We start from the raw sequence: 564 nt of genomic DNA on the forward strand, positions 1-564 counted from the left end.
CGATGCGAGACGCTGTATCTCTTATCTCACGATAGAGTTTGATGGTGTCATCCCTGAGGAATTCCGCAAACCGATGGGTAACCGCATCTACGGCTGTGATGACTGCCAACTCGTCTGCCCATGGAACCGCTATGCAGACGTTACCGAACAAGAAGATTTCCATCGCCGGGAAAGCTTTCACAACCCAGACTTAGTTGAATTATTCCAATGGGACGAGGCGACGTTCTTAAAAAATATGGAAGGTTCTGCTATCCGTCGTATCGGTCACGAACAATGGCTACGTAATATATCTGTCGCACTTGGTAATGCAGAATACAGCCAACGGGTGATAGACGCACTTAATGCGCGACTTGGTGAAAGTAAATTACTGGATGAGCACATCGAATGGGCACTTACCCAGCAGCTCAACCATATCCCTTCTGTAGATGCAGAACCGATTGAGACGAAGAAAAAGCGTTTAATTAGAATTGTTGAGAAAGGCTTACCTAGGGATGCCTAGTGCGTAGCCTATATGCAAGAGATTGAAAACACTTTTTGCATGCTCAATACATGACCCTGTTCTCA

Annotated in this window: 1 protein-coding gene; it reads left to right on the top strand. The window is 45.9% G+C overall.

Annotated elements, in window-relative coordinates; genetic code table 11:
- Positions 1 to 499 (top strand): 4Fe-4S double cluster binding domain-containing protein (locus tag R7Q48_RS29760; protein ID WP_318133981.1); only part of this gene is annotated, 499 nt, incomplete at its 5' end.
- Positions 500 to 564 lie beyond the last annotated feature (65 nt).

This window comes from Vibrio sp. 378, assembly GCF_033339435.1.